The sequence below is a fragment of the Pantoea sp. YR525 genome, from assembly GCF_900116775.1.
Classification (GTDB): domain Bacteria; phylum Pseudomonadota; class Gammaproteobacteria; order Enterobacterales; family Enterobacteriaceae; genus Pantoea; species Pantoea symbiotica.
Map to the genome: position 1 here is coordinate 232422 of NZ_FPBU01000003.1, position 25035 is coordinate 257456.

20 protein-coding genes and 1 pseudogene are annotated in these 25035 nt (G+C 56.1%); 11 read left to right on the forward strand and 10 right to left on the reverse strand.

What is annotated here, in order from left to right; all coding sequences use genetic code 11:
* Positions 1–32: 32 nt before the first annotated feature.
* Positions 33–770, forward strand: a complete 738-nt coding sequence (locus tag BM323_RS07615; RefSeq protein WP_008103364.1) for a 1-acylglycerol-3-phosphate O-acyltransferase — start codon at positions 33–35, stop codon at positions 768–770.
* A 119-nt stretch (positions 771–889) separates the two neighbouring features.
* Positions 890–2317 (forward strand): cell division protein FtsP, encoded by a 1428-nt coding sequence (gene ftsP, locus BM323_RS07620; RefSeq protein ID WP_008103362.1) that lies wholly within the window; start codon positions 890–892, stop codon positions 2315–2317.
* Positions 2318–2378: 61 nt separating this feature from the next.
* On the opposite strand, the gene dkgA is transcribed toward ftsP, so the two are convergent.
* Positions 2379–3206, reverse strand: coding sequence for a 2,5-didehydrogluconate reductase DkgA (gene dkgA / locus BM323_RS07625; protein WP_008103359.1), 828 nt, complete (start codon positions 3204–3206; stop codon positions 2379–2381).
* A 205-nt stretch (positions 3207–3411) separates the two neighbouring features.
* Between dkgA and BM323_RS07630 the strand changes: the two genes are divergently transcribed.
* Positions 3412–4323, forward strand: coding sequence for an AraC family transcriptional regulator (locus tag BM323_RS07630; RefSeq protein ID WP_008103357.1), 912 nt, complete (start codon positions 3412–3414; stop codon positions 4321–4323).
* Here BM323_RS07630 and BM323_RS07635 read toward each other — a convergent pair whose 3' ends face one another.
* On the reverse strand, positions 4324–4986 hold the full coding sequence (locus BM323_RS07635) for a DedA family protein (RefSeq protein WP_008103355.1): 663 nt from the start codon (positions 4984–4986) through the stop codon (positions 4324–4326). It lies immediately after the preceding gene.
* A 98-nt stretch (positions 4987–5084) separates the two neighbouring features.
* A complete protein-coding gene (gene metC, locus BM323_RS07640; RefSeq protein WP_008103353.1) occupies positions 5085–6275 on the reverse strand; it encodes a cystathionine beta-lyase in 1191 nt (396 codons plus the stop codon).
* Between the two features lie 260 nt (positions 6276–6535).
* Between metC and exbB the strand changes: the two genes are divergently transcribed.
* The 3 genes from exbB to BM323_RS07655 all read left to right on the forward strand — a co-directional run bounded on the left by exbB (position 6536) and on the right by BM323_RS07655 (position 9185).
* Positions 6536–7264: a tol-pal system-associated acyl-CoA thioesterase gene (gene exbB / locus BM323_RS07645; RefSeq protein ID WP_071531643.1), complete on the forward strand. Its 729-nt coding sequence runs from the start codon at positions 6536–6538 to the stop codon at positions 7262–7264.
* 5 nt (positions 7265–7269) lie between these two features.
* Positions 7270–7692: a TonB system transport protein ExbD gene (exbD, locus tag BM323_RS07650; protein ID WP_008103349.1), complete on the forward strand. Its 423-nt coding sequence runs from the start codon at positions 7270–7272 to the stop codon at positions 7690–7692.
* Between the two features lie 176 nt (positions 7693–7868).
* Positions 7869–9185, forward strand: coding sequence for an MFS transporter (locus BM323_RS07655; RefSeq protein ID WP_008103347.1), 1317 nt, complete (start codon positions 7869–7871; stop codon positions 9183–9185).
* Positions 9186–9218: 33 nt separating this feature from the next.
* Here BM323_RS07655 and BM323_RS07660 read toward each other — a convergent pair whose 3' ends face one another.
* The 5 genes from BM323_RS07660 to BM323_RS07680 are packed head-to-tail and all read right to left on the reverse strand — an operon-like array spanning position 9219 to position 14441.
* The gene (locus BM323_RS07660) at positions 9219–10184 is read right to left on the reverse strand and encodes a Csu type fimbrial protein (RefSeq protein WP_008103346.1); all 966 of its coding nucleotides are present in this window, start codon (positions 10182–10184) and stop codon (positions 9219–9221) included.
* Entirely contained in the window at positions 10181–12616 is a 2436-nt protein-coding gene (locus BM323_RS07665; protein ID WP_008103344.1) for a fimbria/pilus outer membrane usher protein, read from the reverse strand. Before BM323_RS07665 ends, BM323_RS07660 begins: the two co-directional genes overlap by 4 nt.
* A complete protein-coding gene (locus tag BM323_RS07670; protein ID WP_175501696.1) occupies positions 12616–13314 on the reverse strand; it encodes a fimbrial biogenesis chaperone in 699 nt (232 codons plus the stop codon). The genes BM323_RS07665 and BM323_RS07670 overlap by 1 nt, the downstream gene beginning before the upstream one ends.
* Positions 13315–13338: 24 nt before the next feature.
* On the reverse strand, positions 13339–13833 hold the full coding sequence (locus tag BM323_RS07675) for a Csu type fimbrial protein (protein WP_154155515.1): 495 nt from the start codon (positions 13831–13833) through the stop codon (positions 13339–13341).
* Between the two features lie 38 nt (positions 13834–13871).
* The gene (locus BM323_RS07680; protein ID WP_008103338.1) at positions 13872–14441 is read right to left on the reverse strand and encodes a spore coat protein U domain-containing protein; all 570 of its coding nucleotides are present in this window, start codon (positions 14439–14441) and stop codon (positions 13872–13874) included.
* Positions 14442–14989: 548 nt separating this feature from the next.
* Between BM323_RS07680 and BM323_RS07685 the strand changes: the two genes are divergently transcribed.
* The 3 genes from BM323_RS07685 (at position 14990) to BM323_RS07695 (ending at position 20835) form a co-directional block, all read left to right on the forward strand.
* Positions 14990–17092, forward strand: coding sequence for a putative bifunctional diguanylate cyclase/phosphodiesterase (locus BM323_RS07685; protein ID WP_008103336.1), 2103 nt, complete (start codon positions 14990–14992; stop codon positions 17090–17092).
* A 156-nt stretch (positions 17093–17248) separates the two neighbouring features.
* The gene (locus BM323_RS07690; protein ID WP_008103334.1) at positions 17249–19339 is read left to right on the forward strand and encodes a putative bifunctional diguanylate cyclase/phosphodiesterase; all 2091 of its coding nucleotides are present in this window, start codon (positions 17249–17251) and stop codon (positions 19337–19339) included.
* Between the two features lie 83 nt (positions 19340–19422).
* Positions 19423–20835 (forward strand): aminotransferase-like domain-containing protein, encoded by a 1413-nt coding sequence (locus BM323_RS07695; protein ID WP_036648108.1) that lies wholly within the window; start codon positions 19423–19425, stop codon positions 20833–20835.
* On the opposite strand, the gene BM323_RS07700 is transcribed toward BM323_RS07695, so the two are convergent.
* Entirely contained in the window at positions 20832–21314 is a 483-nt protein-coding gene (locus tag BM323_RS07700) for a YlaC family protein (protein WP_008103330.1), read from the reverse strand. The two genes, BM323_RS07695 and BM323_RS07700, sit on opposite strands and share 4 nt — an antisense overlap.
* Before the next feature lie 223 nt (positions 21315–21537).
* Positions 21538–23250 (reverse strand): annotated as a pseudogene (locus BM323_RS07705) (flagellar biosynthesis protein FlhA); the annotation flags it as partial.
* Here BM323_RS07705 and BM323_RS07710 point away from each other — a divergent pair.
* Both BM323_RS07710 and BM323_RS07715 read left to right on the forward strand, forming a co-directional pair.
* Positions 23243–24124: a flagellar motor protein MotB gene (locus BM323_RS07710; RefSeq protein WP_238541696.1), complete on the forward strand. Its 882-nt coding sequence runs from the start codon at positions 23243–23245 to the stop codon at positions 24122–24124. The pseudogene BM323_RS07705 and the gene BM323_RS07710 sit on opposite strands and share 8 nt — an antisense overlap.
* 269 nt (positions 24125–24393) lie before the next feature.
* Positions 24394–25008, forward strand: a complete 615-nt coding sequence (locus tag BM323_RS07715) for a cupin domain-containing protein (protein WP_008103323.1) — start codon at positions 24394–24396, stop codon at positions 25006–25008.
* Positions 25009–25035 lie beyond the last annotated feature (27 nt).

Genomic DNA, 25035 nt, shown 5'->3' on the forward strand with positions numbered 1-25035 from the left:
TCAGGCGATGGAATGCCCAATTTGAGGAATCTATGTTACTAATTTTACGAGCAATTATTGTTATTGTTTATTCGATTCTGGTTTGTATCTTCGGCAGTATCTGGTGTCTGTTTTCACCGCGTAACCCGCGTCATGTTGCGACGTTCGGCCATATGCTTGGTCGTCTGTCGACGATATTTGGTCTCAAGGTGGAACTGCGTAAACCGGCGGAAGCCGCGCATTACGGTAACGCGATCTATATCGCTAACCACCAGAACAACTACGACATGATCACCGCAGCGAAAATCGTGCAGCCGACCACGGTGACCGTGGGCAAGAAAAGCCTGTTGTGGATTCCGTTCTTTGGCCAGCTCTACTGGCTGACCGGTAATCTACTGATTGACCGTGATAACCGCTCCAAAGCGCACGGCACCATCGGTGAGCTGGTGGATCAGTTCAACAAAAAGCGCATCTCGTTCTGGATGTTCCCGGAAGGGACGCGCAGTCGCGGACGTGGTCTGTTGCCGTTCAAAACCGGCGCGTTTCATGCGGCGGTTGCGGCAGGTGTGCCGATCATTCCGATCGTGGTTTCTAACACCCACGACAAGATCAAGCTGAACCGCTGGAACAACGGTCTGGTGATTGTTGAGATGTTGCCGCCGGTTGATACCTCGCAGTTCGCTACCACCTCGGTGCGCAAGCTCGCCACGCACTGCCGTGAATTAATGTCGACTAAACTGGAAGAATTGAACGCCGAAGTCGCCGAACGCGAAAAAAACGGTAAACTCTGACCAGCCAAAATGGGGCAGGTGATCATCTGCCCCGTTCTCAAGCCACACAGCAACTAATCATTAATTAGAACAACATGGACACGGCGTCCTCACGCCACGCTCAAAAGGTCTGAAGTTTTATGTCTTGCAGCAGACGTCAGTTTATTCAGCTTTCTGCCGGTGTCGCACTGGCTTCCGGTGCTATGCCTTTCGCCGCCCACGCCGCCGCGCCATTGGGCGATACGCCACTTCCAATTCCACCGCTGATTGAATCCCGTCGCGGTCAGCCGCTGTTTCTCACCTTGCAGCGCAGCCATTGGTCGTTCAGCGGCAACAGCAATAAAGTGCCGGTGTGGGGCTTTAACGGCATGTATCTCGGCCCAACGGTGCGCGTTTACAGCGGCGACGATGTGAAGCTGATCTACAGCAACCGCCTCAACGAACCGGTATCGATGACCGTCAGCGGTTTGCAGGTGCCGGGCGCGTTAATGGGCGGTGCGCCGCGCATGATGTCGGCGGGAGCTGACTGGGCGCCGGTGCTGCCGATTCGTCAGGGCGCGGGCACATTGTGGTATCACGCCAACACGCCAAACCGCATGGCACCGCACGTCTACAACGGACTCGCCGGCATGTGGCTGGTGGAAGATGACGTGAGTAAATCGCTGCCGCTGCCGAAGCATTATGGCGTCGATGATTTCCCGCTGATTATTCAGGACAAGCGCCTCGATAACTTCGCCACACCGGTTTATAACCCGCCATCCAGCGGCGGTTTTATCGGCGACGTGCTGCTGGTGAACGGCGTGCAAAATCCTTATGTCGAAGTGTCACGCGGCTGGGTGCGCCTGCGTTTGCTGAACGGCTCGAACGCGCGTCGCTTCGATCTCAGCTTCTCCGATAATCGCCCCTTTACGGTGATCGCCAGCGATCAGGGCTTCCTGCCTGCGCCGGTGGCGGTGCAGCTGCTAACGCTGGCACCCGGCGAGCGTCGCGAAGTGCTGGTGGATATGTCGCAGGGCGATGAAGTTTCGATTACGGCAGGAACGGCGGCGGGTTTGATGGATCGTCTGCGCGGGCTGTTTGAGCCGTCATCAATTCTGACCAACACGCTGGTGCTGAGCTTGCGCCCAACCGGCTTGTTGCCGCTGGTAACCGACAATCTGCCGATGCGTTTGCTGGCGGATCAGATTCTCGATGGCGTAGCGACACGTACGCGTGAATTCCGCATTGGCGACAGCGAGCCGGGCATTAATGGCGTGCTGTGGGACATGAACCGCATTGATACCACTGTGCAGCAGGGCACCTTTGAGCGCTGGATTATCCACGCCGATCGCCCGCAATCGCTGCATATTCAGGGCGTAATGTTCCTGATTAAGAACGTCAATGGCGCGCAGCCGATGGGTGAAGATCGCGGCTGGAAAGATACCGTGTGGGTGGATGGCAGTGTGGAGTTGCTGGTGAGCTTCCCGCAGAGTTCGTCGGATCACTTCCCGTTTGTCTATTACAGCCAGACATTAGAGATGGCGGATCGCGGCACGGCGGGGCAGTTGTTGGTGAATTCAGTCTCTTAATAAAACGGTGCGCATAATCGCGCACCGTGGGGTCGCCATTTATGGCGACCTTTTCACATGACTACCCGTTAAACGCTTCCGGATCCGGCCCCAAACGGTTACCGCTATCCAGCTTACTGATCTCACTCACTTCAGTTTTATCCAACCTAAAATCAAACACCTGGAAATTCTCACGAATACGTTCCGGGGTAATCGACTTCGGAATCACCACCAGGCCGCTATCCAGATGCCAGCGGATCACGATTTGTGCCGGCGTCTTGCCATACTTCTTCGCCAGCTCGCGGATAATCTCCTGATCGAACACGCCTTTACCGCCTTGCGCCAGCGGGCTCCAGGATTCGGTTTGAATCTGGTGCAGCGCATTCCACGCATGCAACGTGCGCTGTTGCAGCATCGGATGCAGCTCAATCTGGTTCACCACCGGTGACACACCGGTTTCATCGATCAAACGCTTCAGGTGCGCCTCGTGGAAGTTACATACGCCAATGCTCTTGGTTAAGCCCTGTTGCTGCAGCTCAATCAACCCTTTCCAGGCTTCAACGTAGTTATCTTTTTCCGGGCACGGCCAGTGCATTAGATACAAATCCACCTGCTCCAGCTGCAACTTCTTCAGGCTGGTTTCCATCGCCTGCTGCCAGTTGGTTTGATCGTCATTCCACAGCTTGGTAGTGATAAAAATGTCTTCACGCGCCACGTCGGTCTCTTGCAGCGCTTGCCCAACCGCTTCCTCATTTTTATAGATAGCGGCGGTATCGATGGAGCGATAGCCGACTTTCAGGGCTTCCAGGATAGCGTTACGCGCATCCTCAATGCTCGCTTGCCACACGCCGAGGCCAAGCTGCGGCATCATGTTGCCGTCGCGCAATTTAATAATGGGTTGCTCTGCCATAGTTGCTCCTTATCTGTTGCAGTGACTTACCGTAGAAAAGATGTGCTTAAGTCTAGTCAACAAACCTCACCTCAGGATCATTGTGGCAAGCGGACGGCACTTTTGCCTGATGGATTTCTGCAAGAATCTTGCCTGATTCTCCAGAATGGTGGAGCTTTGCACAGCCTTACGGCAAACTGACTTTTTTGCTGCCCGAGAGAGATGCATGCCAAACGACGCCCTTTGTCGCCAGCTGGCGCAGCGCGTAGTTGCGCTGATGAGTGACCTGCATAAGCCGCTGTGCGCGGTAGAAAACGTCAAGCTGATCTACGCCTGCGAAACCTTGCCGCGTACGCCGATGATGTATCAACCCGGCATTGTGATTCTGTTTCAGGGGCGTAAAACCGGTTATCTCGGCAGCACGGTTTTTCACTACGACGCCACCAAATATCTGATGCTCACCGTGCCGCTGCCGGTGGAGTGTGAAACCGAAGCCACGCTGACGGAGCCGCTGGCCGGCATGTGTTTAAGCGTGGATGTCGCCAGCCTGCAGGATTTGCTGATGGATATCGGCGATGACGAGCAGTTCCAGCCACAGGCGCAAACCTCCGGCATCCATTCGGCGTTTATGAGCGAAGAGATGCTGTGTGCGGCGGAACGCTTGCTGGATGTGATGAACACTCCGCGCGACGCTCGCGTGCTCGGTCCGCAGCTGGTGCGTGAGATTATCTATTACGTATTAACCGGACCGATTGGCGGCGCGCTGCTGTCGCTGGTCAATCGGCAGACGCAGTTCAGCCAGATTGCCCGTGCGCTGCGTCGCATCGAAAGCCACTTTGCGGAAAGCCTGAGCGTTGACATGCTGGCCGCCGAAGTGAACATGAGCGTTTCGGCGTTTCATCACAACTTCAAAGCGGTGACGCAAACCTCGCCGCTGCAATACCTCAAGCGCTATCGCCTGCATCAGGCACGCCTGATGATGCTGCAGGATGGCATGAAAGCCAGCGCGGCGGCGGTGCGCGTCGGTTATGAAAGTCCGTCGCAGTTTTCGCGTGAGTTTAAGCGCTATTTCGGCGTGACGCCGGGAGAAGAGGCGAGCCGCGTGCGTCAAACCTTACCGTTTGACGCCGCGTCGTAATCAGGAGATTTTCTGGCGGCGTTTTTTCCAGATCACCACAATGCTGCCGGCGAGGCCGATAAACAGCAGCGCGATCGGCAGAATCATCAGGATCGCCATCACCTGATCTTCGTGGCGCTTGATAAAGGGCACATGGCTGATGCCGTAACCCAGCGTCACCACAATCCCAACCCACAACAAGCCGCTCAGCCAGTTAAACAGCTGGAAGCGGCCATTGTTCAAACCGGAAATACCGGCCATGGTGGGCAGCAAGGTGCGTACAAAAGCGAGGAAGCGGCCAACCAGCAGCGCCATCAAACCGTGGCGGTTAAACATATTCCACGCGCGCTGATGATATTGCGCGGGCAAATGCAGCAACCAGCTTTTCACTAGTTTGGTGTTGCCGAGCCAGCGCCCTTGCAGATAGCTGAGCCAGCAGCCGAGACTGGCCGCCGTGGTCAAAATCACAATCGTCGGCACAAAATCCATCACACCTTTGGCGACCATCGCGCCCGCCAGTAATAGCAGGCTATCGCCCGGCAGGAATGAGGCGGGCAGCAAACCGTTTTCCAGAAACAGCGTTAAAAACATCACGCCGTAAACAATCCAAACGACATCCGGATTACCTAGCGCGGCAAAATCCTGATGCCAAAGCGCCTGGACAATCTCATGTAAAACACCCATCAGCTATTCCATCGAGTCACAAGGAGTCTAATTTTAACCTTCTGTGGCATCGTATACGTTGATCTCTCATCGCCGCCACAGCATGGTTTATCTTCTGTTTAACTTCTTAAACGTGCAAAACCGGCTTTAAGGTCATCCAGCAAGTCATCGACATGTTCGAGGCCGATATGCAGACGCACCAAAGTGCCGTCAAAATCCACGCCGCCCGACGGACGAATCGCCGCCAGCTCTTCAGGCTGATTTGCCAGAATCAGTGATTCATAGCCGCCCCACGAATAGGCCATGCTGAAATGGTGGAAGTGATCGAGGTAATTCGCCAGCTGCTCACGGCTCAGTTTTTCATGCAGGATGAAGGAGAATAAACCGCTGCTGCCGCTGAAATCACGCTGCCAGAATTCATGGCCCTTACACTGCGCCAGCGCCGGATGATTCACGCGCGCTACTTCCGGCTGCGTTGCCAGCCATTCGGCCACCTGCAATCCGCTCTCTTCGTGCTGACGCAAACGCGTGCCCAGCGTACGAATGCCGCGGCTCGCCATATAGGCAGTATCGGCATCAACCATCTGGCCCATCAAATAGGAATTCTCGCGCAGCTGTGGCCAGCAACGTTCATTCGCTACCGCAGTGCCAATCATCGCATCGCTGTGACCAATGATGTATTTGGTACCGGCCTGAATCGAAATATCGATGCCATGCTCCAGCGCGTTAAACAACACGCCCGCCGCCCAGGTATTATCGATCATGATGATCGCATCCGGCGCTTTGGCGCGCACGGCGGCAACAATCGCCGGAATATCCTGCACTTCCATGGTGATCGATGCCGGTGATTCCAGGAACACCACGCGCGTATTCGGCTGCACCAGTTCGCCAATTTCGCTGCCGATGCAGTGGTCGAAATAGGTGGTGGTGACGTTCAGCTTACTGAGAATTTTCGAGCAGAAATCCTGCGTCGGTTCGTAGACCGCGCCGCTGACCAGAATATGGTCCCCGGCTTCGACAAAGGACAAAATGGCATTGGAGACCGCCGCCGCACCGCACGGATAAAGTGCGCAACCTGCGCCGCCTTCCAGCTCGGTCATGGCGTCTTGCAGAGAGAAATGGGTGAGGGTGCCGCGACGGCCATAAAACAGCTCGCCTGAAGCGCGACCGGCGGTAGCACGTTTCTTGTCGGCGACCGTGTCAAAAACCAGGGATGAAGCGCGTTGAATTACGCTGTTAACTGAGCCTTGAGTGTAACGTTTACTGCGTCCCGCGCTGACAAGCGTGGTGTCTATTTTCTTCGTTGCCATCACTGCCTTTCCTGACATTTCCCACAAAACATCCACGTTACCACGAATCAGCGTAGTGGGTTGAGCCTGATTGCGGATTATCAGAGTGAGGCCAGTATTGCGCATAACATCAGCTAAATTGTGGAAATTGTTGGCCTCTTTGCTTTGTAAATAGTAATGAGAACCACTATCACTTCGGTCGTTTTTTTTGCTATGATCCGCGCTTCAATCGTGAACTGTGCAACAGAAGTTGGAGATGCAGCGTGGTAGCCAGTGATTTGATGCAAACGGATCTCTCCGTTTGGGGCATGTATCAGCATGCCGATATCGTGGTAAAGATTGTGATGATTGGCCTGTTACTGGCTTCCGTTGTCACCTGGGCAATTTTCTTCGGTAAGTTTGCTGAGCTGAGCGGGGCGAAACGTCGCCTGAAACGCGAGCAGCAAGCGCTGGGCGAAGCCCGCTCGTTAAACGATGCTTACCGTGCTGCTGAAACCTTCAAAGCCAACAGCCACAGCGCTGTGCTGCTTAACGATGCGCAGAATGAGCTGGAGCTGTCCGCTGGCACCGAAGATCTGGATGGCATTAAAGAGCGTACCAGCTTCCGTCTCGATCGCCGCGTGGCCGCATTCAGCCGTCATGCCGGTCGCGGTAATGGCTTCCTCGCTACCATCGGTTCCGTTGCGCCGTTTATCGGTCTGTTTGGTACCGTTTGGGGCATCATGAACAGCTTCATCGGTATTGCCAAAACGCAAACCACCAACCTCGCCGTGGTTGCGCCGGGCATCGCCGAAGCGCTGCTGGCCACCGCGATTGGTCTGGTTGCGGCAATCCCTGCCGTGGTTATCTACAACGTCTTCGCGCGTATGATTGCCAGCTACAAAGCGTCGCTGGGCGATGTCGCCGCGCAGGTCATGCTGCTGCAGAGCCGCGACCTTGACCTCGGCAACGTTGATACCGCGAAAGAAGCCAACCGTCCAGCGGCGGCACAGAAACTGCGCGTAGGATAAGTATTATGGCGATGCGTTTAAACGATGACTCGGTCGGCGATGGCGAAATGCACGAAATCAACGTGACGCCGTTTATCGACGTCATGTTAGTTCTGCTGATCATCTTTATGGTCGCCGCGCCATTAGCCACCGTCGATGTGCGCGTTAACCTGCCAGCATCGACCAGCGCGCCGCAGCCGCGTCCGGAAAAACCGGTTTATCTCTCTATTAAGGAAGATAAGCAGATTTTCATCGGTAACGATGCGGTCACCAAAGAGACGCTGGTGAATGCACTGACGGCACAAACCGAAGGCAAGAAAGACACCACCATCTTCTTCCAGGCGGATAAATCGGTTGATTACGCCACCCTGATGGAAGTGATGGATCAGCTGCGTGAAGCCGGTTATCTGAAGATTGGCCTGATGGGCATGGAAACGGTCAAAAAGTAATATTTTTCAGCGTAGACGTAGGGTCGCCATTAATGGCGACCTTTTTTATTTCCCGCACTTAACTTGTTAATTTATTGTTACTATTGGTCTTATTTTTGTAAACTGCAATGGTGAAGAAGATCACGTTTATTCCTGGCCCGGCACGTTAAAACGGAAGAAAAACTAGGAAGGACAATATGAGCTCGAGTCACTCTTTACAAAAGTCGTCGCAAGGCGGTGCCAAAACCATCTTTAGCGTTACCAGCGGTAACTTCCTTGAGATGTACGATTTCATGGTGTTTGGCTATTACGCTACCGCGATCGCCAAAACCTTTTTCCCCGGCGATGATCCCTTTGCCTCTTTAATGCTCACGCTGATGACCTTCGGCGCAGGCTTCCTGATGCGCCCGCTCGGCGCGATTATTCTCGGCGCTTACATCGACCATCACGGCCGTCGTAAAGGCTTGCTGTTAACGCTCGGCTTAATGGCGATTGGTACCTTAACTATTGCCTTGGTGCCCGGATACGCCACGTTGGGTGCTGCCGCGCCGATTTTGATTCTGCTTGGCCGTTTATTGCAGGGCTTCTCGGCGGGCGTTGAGCTGGGCGGCGTGTCGGTTTATCTGGCGGAAGTGGCGCCGAAAGGGCGCAAAGGCTTTTATGTCAGCTGGCAGTCGGGCAGCCAGCAGGTGGCGGTAATCTTCGCCGCGCTGCTCGGTTTAGGTCTGAACCATCTGCTGGCGAAAGACGCCGTCACCGAATGGGGCTGGCGTATTCCGTTTGTGGTGGGATGTATGATCGTGCCGTTCCTGTTCTACATTCGTCGCATGCTGGAAGAGACCGAAGCCTTCAGCCAGCGCAAACATCATCCTTCCATGAGCCAGATAATGCGTTCGGTCGGGCAGAATTGGGCGCTGGTGCTGGCGGGAATGTTGATGGTGGTCACCACCACCGTGATGTTCTACATGATCACCGCGTTTACCCCGACGTTTGGCAAAACGGTGCTGATGATGAGCGATAAAGAGAGTTTCCTGGTGACGCTGTTTGTCGGCATTTCCAACCTGTTCTGGCTGCCGGTGATGGGTTCGTTGTCGGACCGCGTTGGCCGCCGTCCGCTGCTGATTGTCTGCACCATTTTGATGATTTTAACCACCTGGCCGGTGCTGCATTGGCTGGTGGGCGCGCCGACCTTTGCCCGTCTGGTTGAGGCCGAACTCTGGCTGTCATTCCTGTATGCCAGCTACAACGGCGCGATGGTGGTTTATCTGGCTGAGATCATGCCAGCAGAAGTGCGTGCTTCGGGCTTCTCGCTCGCTTACAGCCTGGCAACCGCACTGTTTGGCGGCTTCACGCCAGCGGTGTCGAGCTACCTGATTCATGCCACCGGAGATAAAGCGATGCCAGGCGTGTGGCTGTCATTCGCGGCGGTGTGCGGGCTGGTTGGTACGCTGCTGATTGGCCGTATGGTGAAGCAATATCAGTCACGACATAACGCAGCACCTGTCAGCGCATAACCGTAGGGTCGCCATTCATGGCGACCTCTTTTCTCAAAACGACACATCCACCACCACGCTATCGGTATAATTCCCCGCCGCTGGCGTATTCTGCGTCGTCAAAATCTGCGCCGTATAGGTAAAGTTGCGCGTCACGGTATCCGCATTCAACGAGGTCGAGGTGGTGCTGCTCCAGCGATCGGTGCCGGTCGGTCCCCAGCGCGAAGTGGTGGTGGTGCCTTTGTAGATGTCATACGCCAACCGGTTGGTTCCGCTCGCCATCTGCCGCGTGGTGCCGCTGTAGTAACTGCCGTTGCTCAGGCCCACGGTATAAGTGCTGCCCTTCGAACACACCACGTTAATCGTCTGCTGCACGGTTGAGAAACTGCCCACCAAAGGTGCGCTGCCGAAACTAACATTCGGCGCGGTGATGGTGGTGCAGTCGTTGGTAACCACAAGATTCACGGTAATCGGCATCGCCGTACCGGTGCTGCTCTGTACCGTTCCCACGCACAATCCCCCCACGTTCAACCCGGCACACACCGTATAACTCACGGTCAGCGTGATGGTGGTGGTATAGGTGCCGGCAGCGATCACCTGCCCGGTAAGGGTGCGGAAGTAGAGCGGAATGTTGAAGTTGAGGGTGTTACCCAGCGCCAGCAGTGATGCGGAACTCCAGCGATAGCTGCCGCCCTGCTGTAATTCGGTGGCACAGGCGCTGTCGATACACAGCTGTATCGGAATGTTATCGGTGCCGCCGCTGGCGGTTTTCAACACGGCGCGTGTGCCGCTGAGGTTAGAGGCGGTGGTAAAGGCATAGGTGATGTTATCGGAGCCCAACAGCGAAAGCGTGCCAGAGCCGCAATTCACGTTGGTGGTGCTGGAGGTGTTATTCACCGTCGAAGCCACCGAAAATGTGGTGACCGAACCAAAGGTCGCAGTAGGCGCGGATAAGGTACAAAGCGCATAGCTGGTGCCAGGCAGTAAAAACAGCGCCAGCAGGAGCAGAAGCTTTCTCATGGTGAAATCCCTGACTGTGAATTATCCGCGCTACTCACCGCCGAACCTTGCGGCGGCGGTGGCAGCGGGCAGGTAAGCGGTCCGTAGGTTTCCAGCGCTTTTGGCTGGCCGTCGGTGATGTCCAGTTGCGTATCGCAGCTGCGTCCATCTGGCGTCACCACGTGAATCGGGTTGCTGGCAGCGAGATCTTCCATCCACACAATGCCGTCCCAGCCGACATATTCGGTGGCCTGATTCGGACGTAGCACCTGGCTGGAAATCGGCAGCGGCTGATGATTGCTGTCATGCAGTACCACGCTGGCGGCACGCAGGCGCTCGACCGGGAAGTTGAGCAGATAACCGCTCTTTCGCTTCACGGCAAAGCGCTGTTCGACCTTCGGCGCGGTGCGATCGGCAGGCAGATCCAGCGTATCGATATCGTACTTCGCGCCGTAATAGCTGCTGATTGAGGGCACCAGCAGATAGCCTTGTTTATCGGTGCGGCCCATGGTCTGGTTCTCATAACGCACCGTTACGTCGGGATAATCGGTTTTCACCACCACAAAGGCATCGTTGATATCGTTGGCAGCGAACACGCGGTTATCCATCAACACCACCGAACCGGTGAAATCGGCCCATTGCGTGGTGTTGTCGTTGTCGCCATAGAAACCGGCTGAGGTATCAATTTTGTTGTTGCGATAACGCAGGCTGGCCTGGCGATAATCGCCGCTGTCGCTGGCCTGATTAGCCCATGCAGCATCGTAGGAGAAACCACCATCGGTTGGCATGGCGCGCGATACATACAGACGCTGGCTGTTATTGCCCTCCTGATCGCGTTCGGTGCTGACCGAGGCGCTGCTCTGTTCGCCAAACGGGATGACCAGCGAAATCGCGCCGCTCCAGTTGCCCTGTTCCTGATCGCGGCTGGCGGAGATGTACAAACTGCTGTTGCCCCACAGATTTTTACTCCACGACAGATTCAGTAACCGTGTGCGGTCGCCGTTACCGCCGGAGATATCAAAATAGGCCAATCCCAGGCTGCCGTAATCATTCAGCGACACGCTGGCGGTGTACTGCGCGCTGCGTCGCGCCAGTGAATAGCTGGTGTTCGCGCTGTCGCCGCGACTGCCAACCAGCGCGAGGTTGCCGAAATCGGCACTGCGAATGATGTGCTGAGTTCCGAGGCTGAACCAGCTGTTGTTGTACTGATAGCCCCAGCTGTATTGCGTGCCTGGATTGCCGTCCATCTGGCTTTGTGCCAGCGCACCATTCACCACGCCAAAACTGCCGAGCTTCACCAGCCCACCTGCGCCGCCCATCGCCACGCTGTCGCTGCCTTCTGCGTGACTCTCCAGCGTCAGCCAGTCGTTGATACCGTAGCGATACGAACCGCTGGCCGCCGCTGCGCCGTAATCAAAATTGTTTATGCCGTAGTTTTCGCGAATGGCACCGGCGGAAAACGAGTAATCGGATAACCCGGTTTTCAGCAAACTGCTGGAGACGTAAAACGGCAGCGTGGTGGTGACTTGTCTGCCCACCGCATCGGTGGTGGTGATCACCGCATCGCCAGCGCCGTTAACGAAAGGCACGTTAGTGAGCGACCACGGACCCGGCTGCACATCGGCCTGCGTGCTGCGGTAACCATTAATGAACAGATCGACCGAAGAGGGCACCGCCGCCTGGCCGGAAAACGCCGGCAGCGGATAGGTCACTAAATCTGGCCGCACGCTGAAGTCGCGGCCAATCTGCACGCCTCCCAGCCGCACGCTGTTGCTCCAGCTCAACGCATCTGTAACCAAATCCCCAGCGCGCCAGCTGATCGCCGCATTCTCGTTTTCATTACTGAACCAGGTGTCGTAGCGGATGTAGCCTTCCTGCTGACCGGCAACGCCACCTTCCAGTTGCTGCACATAAACACCGTTGGTAGAAAACTGCCCAACCGGACCAAAGAAGCGCAATTCGTTCCAGCTGGAGAGGCGCGAACCGGCATTATCGGTGCGCGTGGCGTAGAAGTCATAATTGAGCAGGGCACCGTTGCTGGCGCGGCCGGGAAATCGCGGTGCATTCTGCAGTTGGCCAATGGTTTGACCCGGCAGCCAGGCGGGCGGCACCGTCAATAACAGGCGTTGGCGTCGTTCGTCATACTCCACTTTCGCTCCGCTCAGTTGATTGATATCGATCTGCTGCCCCTGCAGTTTCTCGGCCGGAATACCGGCGCGTTGCAGATCGCCGCGTCGCAGCCAGAAATCACCGTTCTTGCGTTCAACCGGCACGATGTCGCCGCGTTCGCCTTGATTCACCACCAGCTCCAGCATGTATTGCTGACCGCTGGCGTTATTCTCCAGCGCAGGCGGCGGTGGCAGTTCGGAGAAAGTTTCCGCACTGCTACTCATCGGACTGATACAGAGCACGCTGGCAACGGCCAGCGCGCAGGGATGCGGCGTTAACTTCATCAACGCGCGGCAGCGCTGCTCCAGTGTCCTTTGTTCATTTCGGCCGACAGTTCACCGCTCACGCTGCTGGTTAACGGCCAGCGATTGCTGCTGTTGGCCAGCACATAGCCAAACAAGCCGTTGCCCATTCTGCGTCCGCCAATGGTGACGTTGCTTAAACGCGCGTGGCCGTTACCGTGATTGGTCAGCTCCAGCCAGCGCTTGCCGCCGCTGTTCACTTCCTGCCAGCTTAGCTGCGGTTTCGCCGTGTCGCGTGTTACGCCGTCGCCATAGATGAACAGCGGCACCGAATAGCGCATCTGGAAAGTGAGTCCAGCCTGGTTCTCACCCGGCGTGCGCGGGGTGGGGATCTCATCCAGCACCACGCGATAGGACATCTCACGTCCGGCTTCGGGCGGCGTTTGCTTGATTAAACGCACCAGCTGCTTTTGCCCTGGCTCCAGCCGCACCATCGGCGGGCTCGCCACCACTTGCTGCTGGGTTTGATACTGCTCCTGACCGTTGACCTGCTGCCAGCTGAAGATACGCACCTGCATCATGGTGGTGGCGTTGCCACGGTTTTCCAGCCACAGCTCGCTGGCTTTATCTTGCGGATCGATTGCCGGATCGATCGGCCACACCATCAGTGAATTGGCGGCGTGTACCGCAGGCGTTAGTGCCACGCATAACAACAGAATCAGGGCGCGCAGGTTCATCATCATTCATCCTTCTTATTGACGCCGTCACCAACTCAGCGTGACGGTTAAGGTGTCGGTATAAGTCCCGGCGCGCGTGGGGCCGGGCAGCGTTAATAAGCCGTAAATCGGCAAAGTGATGTTATTGGCATTGCTGTAGCTCAGCGCCACAGCGCTACTCACGGGAATCGCCACGGTATGCGCGGCATTCGTAAAGAGGCTGTAAGCCACGGTATTAGTGCTACTGGTATTTTTGAGGTTGCGCGTGGAGGTGTAATTGTTGCCACCGTTAATGCTCATGCTCACGGCGGTGCCTGGCGTGCAGGCGAGAGTGATAGTGGTGCTTTGCACATAGCTAGCGCTGACGCTGTTGGAAGCCACGCCAGACTGTGTTCCAAAATCAAGCGTGCCAAAGACCCCGGTATTGGTACCGGAGACAACACAGCCTGCCACTACTGATGCTGAAACCTGAAACGTTGCAGTGGGCAACCCCCAGGCGGAGACGCTCCCTATCAGCAGGGCAAGGCCGCCTGCACTGTGCATCAACCGCTGCACCACGGCCACCCTGATTATCCTTTCCCTCAGTAATTCACCGCCACGTTAATGGTGTCGGTATAGGTGCCTGCGGGAATCAACGGGTTAAAGCCGCCGCCCACCACGCGACCATAAATGGCGTAGTTGGTACCGAGCGTCGGATCCGTGGTGCCACTGGCGGCAATATTGGTGTTGTTGGCGATAGCAGTGGTAAAGGCGGCGTCGCTATACAGCGTATAGGCAATGCCCTGCGTATTGTTGGAGCCGAGGATCAGGTAGCGTGGCTGGCCGCTCACCGTGCCGTAAATGGTCGCCGGAGCGGCATTACTGCTGGTGACCTGCACGTTAAAGGTTTGTCCGGTGGTGCAGCGGACAAAGATGCCGTTACCCGAGGCGCCGACCAGCGTGGCGTTGAGCGTATCAAAGGTGGCTGCGCTGCTACCAAAGTTCAGGGTACCGAAGTTCACCCCTGTTGTTGCCGATTGACCGTTCACTAAACAACCGGTGGTCAGCGTCAACGTCGCATTGATGGTTCCCGTTGTGGTGGCGGCAAAAACAGCAGTAGGGGCTAGCGCGGCGCTTAGGCTAGTAGCCACAAGAAAAAGCTTGAGTTTCATAATCATTCCTTACTGATTATCCAAGGTCAGTGCTTTTTCACCTGGTCATACATTTATGGAAATACATCCGAAATCAAACAAGAGCCGCAATCGGCTCGACAGCGTAAGCGCCTGCCATCTAAGAAAAATCCTAGATGGCGGATTAATGATTTATATCAGTTTTCTTTACTATAGATCAGCAAATCGGCCCTTGTACGCCGATGGTTCAATTTTTCCCTAATCAATTCACACTTTTCGCCGATAACTCAGTAATCACAAGGGGTAGCGAGCGGTTAAAAAAACTAAACAGCCGATGATTCCTCCCTCTACCGCGCGCTTCGGTTCAATGTTATGTTCGTGCATTAATCAGATATTATTAATTTTTCGCTTAACGACTGACGATGAAAATAAAAAAAATCCGCACGACGACTCCAGATTTGTCTGGATCGACTTTTTGTTGAGTTTCGCCGCAGGCGGTCATTAATCGCCCTTGATCGGCGCTTTATCATCCTTGTTCTAATTTGACGACATCGCACCTGCTCCGAAGCGGGTGGAATTTAGGAGCGCACATGCTGCTGGTTACCTGGGATAGCGTTCTGGTTACTGTTTCACTGATCGTGGCCTTCATTGCCGCGTTTACCGCCTTAGATACCGCCGGGCGCGTTGCCGTTTCACGCGGTTGTCTGGCAAAACTGTGGTTGATCGGCGGTGGCACCGCGATGGGCATCGGCGTGTGGGCGATGCACTTTATTGGCATGCTGGCGATGATGATGCCAATGACCATGCGCTACGACGTCGAGCTCACCGCCATCTCATTGCTGGTGGCAATTATCACCGCCATCTTCGCTTTTGCCCAGGGCGTGCAGGGCAGCCATCTCACCCGCCGACGCCTGGTGCGCGGCACCCTGATCATGGGCAGCGGCATCATTGTCATGCATTACCTCGGCATGAACGCGCTGATGATTGAAACCCCCATTAACTGGAATCTGCCGCTGGTGGCGCTCTCGGTGCTGATTGCCTATGCCGCATCGGGCGCGGCATTATGGCTGGCGTTTCATCTGCGTCAGGGTGAAAGCCTGTTGTTACTGCGCGCCTGCGCAGCGCTGGTAATGGGGATTGCGATTGCCGGGATGCATTACACCGGCATGGCGGCGGCAGAGTTCGTTATGCCGGTGAGCATGCAGCATCACGGTGCCAGCGAAGAGGGACTGGCGGTGTGGGTCACGATTATCACGCTGAGTATTCTCGGGCTGATGTTGCTGATTTCGATGCTGGATGCGCAGCTACGCGCCGCGCGCCTCGCCGCCAAGCTTAAGCGCGCCAACAGCGAGCTGCGCCAGCTGGCGATGCATGACAACCTCACCGCGCTGCCGAATCGCGTGATGCTGGAGCAGCAACTTACCACGGAGATCAAACAGGCGACGCTGCAGGATGAGAATTTTGCGCTGATGTTCATGGATCTCGATGGTTTCAAAGCCATTAACGATACCTGGGGCCATCACGTCGGCGACCGCCTGCTGATTGCCGTAGCCGATCGTTTGCGGGATGAACTCGCTGAAGAGATTCTGCTGGCGCGTCTGGGTGGCGATGAATTCGTGCTGCTGTGTCCGCAATACCATCTTCATCAGGCCACCAAACTGGCACAGCGGCTGGTGCAGGTAATTGATGCGCCTTTCGATCTCGATCGCTATTCGCTGCGTGTCTCCTTGAGCGTTGGCATTGTTATCTTCCCGCTGCACGGCCGCAGCCAGCAGGAGCTGATGTTCAACGCCGACTCCGCCATGTATCACACCAAACACAGTGGCCGTAACGGTTGGTGCCTGTTTGAACCGGCGATGAGCGCGGTGGCGCAGCATCAGCTGGCGCTGGCCAACGATCTGTGGAACGCGCTGGAATATCATGAGATGCGCCTGTTCTATCAGCCAAAATTCCGCGCGGGCGGCACGGTATTAATCGGTTTTGAGGCGCTGCTGCGCTGGCAGCATCCGCGTCGTGGGCTGCTGATGCCAGATATGTTCCTGGCGCGTGCCGAGAAAACCGGGCAAATTGTCGCGCTGGGTAACTGGGTGATCAACGAAGCCTGCCGCCAGCTCAGGCAGTGGCACGATGAAGGCAACGGCGACTGGACCGTATCGGTCAATCTCTCGGCTTTGCAATTCCAGCAGCGTGATTTGATTGAGAGCCTGCGTCAGGCGTTGCAGCACCATCAGATCCCGGAAGGGGCGTTGATGCTGGAAATTACCGAGAACATCGCGATGCGCGATCCGCAGTTCAGCCAGCAGCGCATTGCCGAGTTGCATCGTCTTGGGGTGAAAGTGGCGATTGATAACTTCGGCATTGGCTACGCTAACTTGCTGCATTTGAAACATCTTGAAGCCAGCGAGCTAAAAATCGACCGCGCCTTTATCAACAGTTTGCGCGCCGGCAGTGAAGACGCCACGGTGGTGACAGCGATGTTGACGCTGGCGCAAACGCTCAACTTGCGCATGGTGGCGGAAGGCGTCGAAACAGAAGAACAGCAGCGTTTGCTCACTGGTTTAGGCTTCGACACACTGCAAGGTTATCTGCTCGGCAAGCCAACGCCAGCCGACCGCATCGGTGAATTTACCGCTGCGCTTACCGTGCCGCTGGCGTTTAGCGATAACGTGGTGCCACTGGCTGGCGCGCAATAAACAATTTTTATTTTCTTCCGCATCGGAAGGTTTCATCGTTCAAAAACTCAGATCGGCAGTTACGCTGCCGATAATTCCTACAATAAAACCAATAGATCTCACTTTTAACAACAACACCACAGCTGACTCAAACCGGCTTTTACTTGGGAAATCACTATGTTAGTGACTTCGTACGACTCGTTTACCGTCATCGTCTCGATCCTGGTGGCAATGCTGGCCTCGTTTACTGCACTAGATATGGCAGGACGCGTGGCTTCCTCAACTGGCAAGGTGGCGCTGGTTTGGTTATTTGGCGGTGGATTCGCTATGGGCGTCGGCATCTGGGCGATGCACTTCATCGGCATGCTGTCGATGAGCGTCGACATGGTGATGAGCTACGATCCCGCACTTACCGTCACCTCCATGGTGGTGGCGGTGCTGGCGTCGGTATTTGCGCTGTGGCTAGTGTGTTCAACGCCGACGTTGCCGTGGCCGCGACTGTGCGGCGGCGCATTGGTGCTGGGTTCCGGCGTGGTGGCGATGCATTACACCGGCATGGCGGCGCTGATGTTTGCGCCCGGCATCACCTGGAATTGGGGTTGGGTGGCGGCATCGGTGGCGATTGCGCTGGTGGCGTCTGGCGCCGCGCTGTGGCTGGCGTTTAACCTGCGCGAAGGTCACGGTCGTGTCACCGTGTTGCGTTTAGGCGCATCGGTGGTGATGGGCTGCGCGATTGCGGGTATGCACTACACCGGCATGGCGGCGGCCAACTTCCCGATGCACAGCCACGCGACGCAAATGGGCGTTAACAGCAACTGGCTGGCGATTGTGGTGACAGTGGTAACGCTGGCGATCCTCGGCATTACCTTGCTGGTATCTATGCTCGATGCGCGTCTGCAGGCACGCACTTCCATCCTTGCCCACTCGCTGGCCGAGGCCAACCGCGAACTGGCGCAGCTGGCGCTGCACGATAACCTGACGCGCTTACCCAACCGTATTTTGCTGGAAGATCGCCTCGAACAAGCCCTCAATAAAGCCAACCGTGAGAAGTCGCAGTTTGCGCTGATGTTTATGGATCTCGACGGCTTCAAAGCAGTTAACGACGCCTTTGGTCACCACGTTGGCGACAATTTGCTGATCGGCGTCACCGAGCGCATGACCGACCAGATGAAAGGGCACTACACGCTGGCGCGTATGGGCGGCGACGAATTTGTGCTGCTGCTGGAAATTGATGATCCCAACGATGCCGCAGCAGTTGCCGATACGCTGGTGAAAGCGGTGGATCGTCCGTTCGATATCTCGCGCTATGAGCTGGTGGTGTCGCTGAGTATCGGTATTGCGGTCTATCCTGGCGATGGCAAAGATGAGCGCGAGCTGATGTTCAACGCCGATGCCGCCATGTATCACACCAAAAACAATGGTCGCAATGGTTACACCTTCTTCCAGCCGTCGATGAACACGCTGGCGCAATCGCAACTGCAGTTGAACAACGATCTGTGGCAAGCGCTGGACAACGAAGAGTTACGCTTGTTTTACCAGCCAAAATATTGCGCGCCGAGCGGCCCGATCCTTGGCTTTGAAGCGCTGTTGCGCTGGCAGCATCCTTCACGCGGTTTGCTGGCACCGGACGCCTTCCTGCCGATGGCGGAAAAGACCGGCATGATCATTAACATCGGCAACTGGGTGATCAACGAAGCCTGTCGCCAGCTGCGTTCCTGGCATCTGCAAGGCCATCCGCACTGGTCGGTGGCGGTTAACCTCTCGGCGCTGCAGTTTGAGCAGAATAACCTGGTCGAAACCGTTACCGAGGCGCTGGCGCAGCACCAGATTCCTGCTGAGCTGCTGACGCTGGAAGTGACCGAAACCACGGCGATGCGCGATCCGGAAGAGAGCGTGCGTATCCTCACTGAGCTTACCAACATGGGTGTGAAAGCCTCGATTGATGATTTCGGCACCGGCTACTCCAGCTTGTTGTATCTCAAGCGTTTACCGGCCAGCGAGCTGAAAATCGATCGCGCCTTTGTTAACGAACTGCAGGCGCATTCCGAAGATGCCACTATCGTCTCTGCGATTGTCGCGCTGGCGCAGTCGTTGCACCTGAAAGTGGTGGCTGAAGGAGTGGAAACTCAGGATCAGCAGGCGTTCCTCACCGGCTTGGGCTGCGATACCTTGCAGGGCTATTTGCTGGGTAAACCGGTTCCGCCGGAGCGTATTGCTGAGCTACCGAATTTCTACGAAGAAGTGTTAGAGCTGGAGCGCATGCCTTAACGCCGATTCATTCCCTCTCCCGCTTGCGGGAGAGGGTTAGGGTGAGGGAAACTAGCCGCCAAATCCTCTACATCGGAGTTAGGGTGGCGAAATATCAGCAGTTGGTGGAGCAGCTTCGCACGCAAATCGAGGCCCGCATCTGGCCGCCGGGCGAAAAACTGCCATCTTTACGCCAGCAGGCGGAACAAAGCGGATTAAGCCTGATGACGGTGATGCACGCCTATGAAGTGCTGGAGAGTCAGGGCTGGATCGTCTCGAAGCCGCAATCTGGCTACTACGTGGCGCCGCGCGCCGCCGAAAGTCGTCCGCGGCTGCCAACCCAGGAGATTGCCAAAACCGATCAGGCCGATACCAACAGCTTCGTGTTTGACGTGCTGCAGGCCACGCGCAATCCCGCCATCATGCCGTTTGGCTCCGCCTTTCCCGATCCTGAACTCTTCCCGCAGCGTCAGCTGATGCGCTCGCTGGTAAAAGTCTCACACAACCTAAAACCCACCGATGCGCTCAATAATCTGCCGCCAGGTAATGAAGCGCTGCGTAAAATTCTGGCTCAGCGCTATGCGCAGCAGGGCATTACGCTGTCGCCGGATGATATCGTCATCACCAACGGTGCAATGGAAGCGCTCAATTTGAGCCTGCAAGCGGTCACCGAACCCGGCGATTGGGTGATCCTCGAAAACCCGTCGTTTTATGGCGCGCTGCAGGCGATTGAACGTCTCAAGTTGAACGCGATTGCCATCGCCAGCGATGTCGAGCACGGCATGGATCTGCAGGAGCTGGAGCAGGCGCTGCAGCGCTGGCCGGTGAAAGCCTGCTGGCTGATGACCAACCGGCAAAATCCGCTCGGCTTTACCCTGAGCGCCGAGCGCAAGCAGCAGCTGGTGGCACTGCTGGCAAGCTACAACGTGGCGATGATTGAAGACGATGTGTATGGCGATTTGTATGAAGGCCATGACAAGCCGCTGCCGGCCAAAGCCTTTGATCGCGACGGCAACGTGCTGCACTGCGGCAGTTTTTCGAAGAATCTGGTAGCGGGCTTTCGCGTCGGTTGGGTGGCAGCAGGACGTCACGCGCAGCGCGTGCAGCGTATTCAGCTGATGAGCACGCTGTCGACCAGCGCGCCGATGCAGCTGGCGCTCGCCGATTTCCTCAGCACGCGCAGCTACGATACCCATTTAAAGAAGCTGCGTCAGACGCTGGCAAAGCGTAAGCAGCTGGCGCAACAGGCGCTGCGCCGCGTATTACCTGCCGATGCCAGCATCAGCGACACGCCGGGCGGCTATTTTCTCTGGGTGGCGCTGCCGGCGCAGATCAACACTACAGAGCTCTATCATTTGGCGTTGCAGCAGGGGATCAGCATCGCGCCCGGCCAGCTGTTTTCCAGCAGCGAAGGTTTCAGCCACTGCTTCCGCTTTAACACCGCCTGGCCGTGGGATGCACGCGCCGAAGCGGCGGTCGAGACGTTGGGAAAACTGATCGCCAGGCTAAACGGCTAAACGTGGGCCGCCTGCTGGTGGCCCCAGGTGAGATAGTAGACGTCGTAGAAATCCACTTCACCTTTCTGTTTCATCAGGCGATCAATGCCGCTGCGCACGCGATCTGGCGTGTGCGGATTATCGAGAATTTTGTCCAGCGCCTGCTGCGAAACTGGCTGCACGTAATACCACTCGCCGTTGTAGCACACGCGCAGATCCAGCGTATCGATATCTTCGAAGCGATATTTCGGGTTGATGTCCATCAGCATCAGCACGCTCATCACCACCACAAACGCCGTGGCAAACCAGAAGGCCGGCCAGCCAAGCATGTCGGTTGAGAAGATCAGCGCCACGCACAGCGCGTAGCACAGATACATGATGGCCCAGAGTCCCGGATGGGTTTTGAGGAAGGAAAAGCTAAAGCGCGGCAAATTATCACGCTGTCCTTCGCGGTTCAGCGTGGCGATTTCGTCGAGCAGAATTTGTTTGATCGCGTCCATTGTTCACCTCTAATTATCACTGCCTGCCAGTAAAGCACATAACAGTGAAGCGAATTAGAGACAGATTTGGTGTGATTTTTTATAACAGTTGGGAGTGTGCGGTGTTTCCCTCACCCTAACCCTCTCCCGCAAGCGGGAGAGGGAACTGATCGAGCATGTGGCAGCGTCTCCCTCTCCCGTGGGAGAGGGCCGGGGTGAGGGCATCAGCCCGCAGAGGCGCTAATTAAGAAACCTGCCCCACAATCTGCAAATTCGCATCATCCGGAACTTCGTTATACGACAGCACATTCAGCCCGTTTGCAAACAGACGTGCGTAGCGCGCAATCAGCGGACGCAGCTGCGGCGTCACCAGCAGCACTTGCGTCAGGTTCTGCGCTTTCAGCTGCTCCATCATCACCGGCAGCGTGCTTTGTAGCTGCGTCAGGATATTCGGATCCACCGGGAAGCTATCCAGCGCCACTTTGCCGGCTTGCTGCGCCTGATTCAGCGCCGCCAGCAGCAGGTTCTCAAGACTGTTCTCCAGCGTATACGCCGACAACGGTTTATTGTCTGGCGCAATCGCCGCCACCATCGCACGGAGCAAGGCGAAGCGCACATCGGAAGAGAGCAGGATCGGATCTTTGGTGATCGACGCGCTTTCCAGCAAGGTGGTGGCGATGGTGGTGATGTCTTTCAGCGACACCTGATCATTGAGCAGTAAACGATAGACTTTCAGCTGCAAACTGTAATTCACTGCCGCATTAAGATCGTCGGACAGTTTTGGTGCCACGCTCGCCAATCTTTGATGCAGCTGCGTGATGTCGTCATAATTGAACAACTCTGGCAGATTCTCGCGCACCACTTTATTGACATGCGTTGCTACCACGCTGGCGCAATCCACTACCTGATAACCCAGATTAAGCGCCTTCGCCTTCTGCTCGGGCAGGATCCACGTCACCGTCATGTTGTAAGCCGGATCGATATCCAGCACGCCATCGATCTCGCCATACTGTTCAGGCGTAGGGATCGCCATCAAACGATCGGCATGCACTTCACCCACAGCGGTACGTACACCGTTGATCTTTATTGCATACTGCGCGGGTTTGAGATGGAAATCCTCGCGCAGGGCGATCTCTGGCAGCAGTACGCCGCTGGTTTCAGACACCACTTGCCGCACGCCGCGCATCCGTTGAGTCAGCGGCGCACCTTTACCTTTATCCACCAACGTCACCAGCTTATAGCCGAGATTCAGGCCAATGGGCTCCACCATCGGAATATTATCCCAGCCAATTGCCAGCTGATCTTCCGGTTGCGCCAGCGCCTGCTGGATGGCATCCATGTCGTTGTGATCTTTGGTCGGTGCTTTTATTCCACGGCCCTGACGCCAGGCGGAGAACAGCAGCAGACCGGCGAACAGCAGAAACACCGTATGTGGCATGCCAGGCACGATGGCCAGCACAAACATGACGGCTGCTGCGGTATAAAGCGTTCCCGGCTTTGCCAGCAGCTGAGACTTAATGTCATCGCCCATGTCCGCACCATCGCTGATGCGCGTAACGATAATCGCCGCCGCAGTTGAAAGCAGTAACGATGGAATCTGCGCGACTAAACCATCACCAATGGTCAGCAACACATACTGTTCAAACGCTTGTCCTGCCGGCAAACCGTGCTTGAACACACCAATCAAAATACCGCCAATCACGTTGATCAGCAGGATCATGATCCCGGCGATGGCATCACCACGCACGAACTTAGATGCGCCATCCATTGCCCCGTAGAAGTCGGCCTCGTTCGCCACATCTTTACGGCGCAGGCCGGCCTGTTCCTGATTGAGTAAGCCGGCATTGAGATCGGCATCGATCGCCATCTGCTTGCCGGGCAACGCATCCAGCGTAAAGCGCGCTGATACTTCCGAGATACGCTCTGCGCCTTTGGTCACCACCACGAAGTTGATCATCAAACGTGCCGCTAAGAGGGCGAATCACAGCCATCACGGTGGCGCGTGGAAAGTTGCTTTTGCCGACTTCACCCTGGCGATGATGGCGCTGTTTATGGTGCTGTGGATTACCGCGTCGGTGAGTGTCGAAGAGCGTAAAGAGATCGTCGCCCAATTGAACGGTGCATCAATTTTTGATGGCGCGGCGTTCAACCCGTTTGAGCAACACGGCGGCAAGAGTGATGCGCTGATTGGCGACACGCTGGAACTAAGCAAAGCGGAAGAAACCGCCAAAGCCGGTGAAATGCTGCAATCGGGCGGCAAACCACAGGAACATCTCGATAGTGTGCTGTCACGCTCCGATGCTGAGCTGGCGAAACTGTACCAGCAGATTCAACACATCATCAAAAGCTATAACGCCCAGGATGTACTGTCGCTGGAAACCCTGCCGCAAGGCCTGCGCATCCTGGTGCAGGACGATCAGTCGCGCATGATGTTTCCACGCGGCAGTGCGGTGTTGACACCTTATTTCCAGAAATTGCTGACCGAACTCGGCCCGGTGTTTAACCGCATCGATAACAAAATCATGATCAGCGGGCATACCGATGCCGCGCAATACAGCGGCAATGCCGCCTACAACAACTGGAATCTGTCCGGCGATCGCGCACTGGCGGCGCGCCGCGCGCTGGAGCGTGGTGGGCTGGAGAGTGAGCGCGTGTTGCAGGTTAATGCAATGGCCTCACGTATGCCGCTGGATAGAGAAGATGCGATGAGTGCGCGCAATCGCCGCATCGAAATTCTGGTGTTAACCGATGCCGCTGCAGAAACCTTATTCCAATTTTATGGCCGCGAAGGGGAGAACGTTGTGAAACCCATCGCTGAGCGCCTGCGATAACCTGTCAGTGCCTTTGAATCGCTTTTTTTGATTCGACCGGTGGCGAAATCCACCGGTTTTTTTTCGTTTAAAATTTATGCGGCGTTCCACCGTAGGGGCGCCATTTATGGCGACCATCATTCACCCGCACGCGATGTTAATAATGTTGCCAATAAATTTGACTTTAGTTAGCTAAATCATTCTTTTATGTGAATTTTGTTGGCGGGCGCACATTGCAATGCCGCTTTGGTAAGCCACAATTAAGCATCGTGATTAACCGGAGAAAGAGTATGACTGCCAACCACTCCAGCCTGCTGTTACTGATGTCTTTCGCCGCCGGCACCTTTTCTGCTGGATCCTCCAGCAATCCGCAACATCTGATGCTATCGCTGCCCTCCGGCGGCGTGCCTAATAATCCTCTACCGCTAATTATCTGGCCCGGCATCGTGCCGTATGACGCTGAAAATCCAACCGAAGACAGCGCCGCCTGGTTTGAAACCACCTTTACCCGCAACGGTTGGCCCGCCGCATGGCGTGCGCCGATCTTCCCGTATACGCATTACCATCCGAACACCCATGAAGTGCTGGGCGTAGCTGCCGGTTGGGCGGAAGTACTGTTCGGCGGCGACAGCGGTCGCATGGTGACGTTGCGTGAAGGCGATGCGGTGCTGATCCCCGCCGGCGTCGGCCACAAACAGGTATTTGCCTCAGAGGATTTTTTCACCGTTGGCGCCTATCCTGAAGGCATGTCCCCGGAAACCGTGCGTGATGAGCCGTCGCGTTTACGTGCGTCGAAGGAGATGATCCAGCATGTTCCACTGCCGCACCGCGATCCCTTTACCGGTGGCGAAGGCGCGATGACGGAGATCTGGCTGCCAATCGCGCAGCAGCTGATGCACCAGTAAAGTGCAAAACAGCCATTTCCGTGGACG